At 64.1% G+C, this 2,035-nt stretch carries 3 protein-coding genes; all 3 read right to left on the minus strand.

The genetic code is table 11. From position 1 onward, the window contains the following. Positions 1 to 155: 155 nt before the first annotated feature. Positions 156 to 884 (minus strand): amino acid ABC transporter ATP-binding protein, encoded by a 729-nt coding sequence (locus VJ307_00890; GenBank protein HJX72681.1) that lies wholly within the window; start codon positions 882 to 884, stop codon positions 156 to 158. 27 nt (positions 885 to 911) lie between these two features. Continuing rightward, on the minus strand, positions 912 to 1,577 hold the full coding sequence (locus tag VJ307_00895; GenBank protein HJX72682.1) for an amino acid ABC transporter permease: 666 nt from the start codon (positions 1,575 to 1,577) through the stop codon (positions 912 to 914). Positions 1,578 to 1,590: 13 nt separating this feature from the next. Next, a partial coding sequence (locus tag VJ307_00900) for an amino acid ABC transporter permease (GenBank protein ID HJX72683.1) occupies positions 1,591 to 2,035 on the minus strand: 445 nt, incomplete at its 5' end.

Raw genomic sequence — 2,035 nt, forward strand, 5'->3', positions numbered from 1 at the left:
CCCTGCCATCGGGTTTCCCGTTCGGCTCGTATCGTAAGGGCCAAGCAAGATCCATTCCCGATGGCGCTGGTTGCGCCGTAGATACCGCAGGGTGACGGGGTAGGAACGTCGGAGAACGGCGTGGGAAACCGGGACGCGGGATTTCCCGCGCCCGTTCAGTGCCGGAGGATCCGGGAGAGGAACAGCTGGGCGCGATCGGACCGGGGGGTGCCGAAGAACTCCTCCGTCGTGGCGTCCTCGACGATGCGCCCTTCGTCCATGAAAATCACGCGGTGGGCCACGTTCCTCGCGAACCCCATCTCGTGGGTCACCACCATCATGGTCATCCCTTCCCTGGCCAGGTCCTGCATCACGGCGAGGACCTCCCCGATCATCTCGGGATCGAGGGCCGACGTCGGCTCGTCGAAGAGCATGCAGATCGGGTCCATCGCGAGGGCCCGTCCGATCGCCACCCGCTGCTGCTGCCCGCCGGAGAGCTCGCCGGGATTTTTCTGATCGAAGTCCTTGAGTCCCACCCGCTCGAGGAGGGCTTGGGCCTTCCGGAGCGCCTCGTCCCTGCTGCGGCCCAGGACCTTGATCTGCCCGACCGTCAGGTTCTCGACGACCTTCATGTGGGGGAAGAGCTCGAAGTGCTGGAACACCATCCCCACGTTCGAGCGGAGCTTGGGCAGGTTCGTCCCGGGAGCGCCCACGCCGATGCCGTTGACGAGAATTTCGCCCTTCTGGAAGGGCTCCAGCCCGTTGACGCATTTGATGAGCGTCGATTTCCCCGAGCCGGAGGGTCCGCAGATCACGACCACCTCCCCCTTTTCCACCTGGGAGGTGCATTCCGCGAGAACCTGGAAGGCTCCGTACCACTTGCTCACGTCTCGGATCTCGATCATGGCCATGGGCTCATCCCCCCGGTTGCGTCAACGGACAACGGCGAGCTTTTTCTGCAGCCTCTTCACGATCGAGGACAGGGTATAGCAGAGGGCGAAGTAGATAACCGCGGAGAACAGGTACATCTCCACGGGCCGGTTGTAGTTCTTTCCCGCAATATCCGCGGCCTTGAGCAGGTCCTTCGCGCCGATGGCGTACACAAGGGAGGTGTCCTGGAAGAGGATGATCGTCTGGGTGAGGAGCACGGGGAGCATGTTCCGTAAGGCCTGGGGAAGCACCACGAGGGCCATCGACTGCCCGTAGGTCATGCCGAGGGCGTAGGCCGCCATGACCTGGCCCTTCGCCACGCTCTGGATGCCGGCGCGCATGATCTCGCTGTAGTAGGCCGCCTCGAAGGCGGTGAAGGTGATGAGCGCGGAGTACTCCGCGCCGATCGGTTTCCCGATGATCAGCGGGATCACGAGGAAGAACCAGAGGATCACCATGAGCAGCGGGATGGAGCGCATGAGGTTCACGTACGCCGATGCGGCCGCGGACAGGGGCCGGCTGCTTCCCAGCCGCGCCATGGCCAAAAGCGTGCCGATCACGATCCCCCCGCTCATCGCGATCAGGGTGAGGTTGGCGCTGAACTTCAGGCCGGTCCAGAGGAACGGGAGGCTCGGTTTGATAACGCTGAGATCGAGCTGGCCCAGCATCCCCACGCGCCTCCTACTTTGCCGCAGCGATATAGCCAGGCACGCGGCTTCTCTTTTCGATGAAGGCCATCATCCGGTTCGCGATGAAGGCGCAGACGAAGTAGAGGACCGTGACGGCCAGGTAGGTCTCGATCCCCTGCTCGGAGTCCTCCTGCATCTGGCGGGCCTGGAAGGTCAGCTCCAGCACCCCGATGGCGAATGCCACGGAGGAGTTCTTGAACACGTTCATGAACTCCGAGGTGAGCGGCGGGATGATGATCCGGAACGCCATGGGAAGGAGAACGTACCGGTAGGTCTGGGGGAGCGTGAGGCCCATGGCCAGGCCGGCCATCCGCTGCCCCCGGGGGAGGCTCTGGATCCCTGCCCGCACCTGCTCGGCGATCCGGGCGGAGGTGAACAGCCCGAGGCAGACCGTCGCGGTGACGAACTCCTTGGCCGGCATCTCCTGCTTGACCCAC

The organism is Candidatus Deferrimicrobiaceae bacterium, assembly GCA_035256765.1.
In the GTDB taxonomy this organism is placed as follows: Bacteria; Desulfobacterota; Deferrimicrobia; order Deferrimicrobiales; family Deferrimicrobiaceae; genus CSP1-8.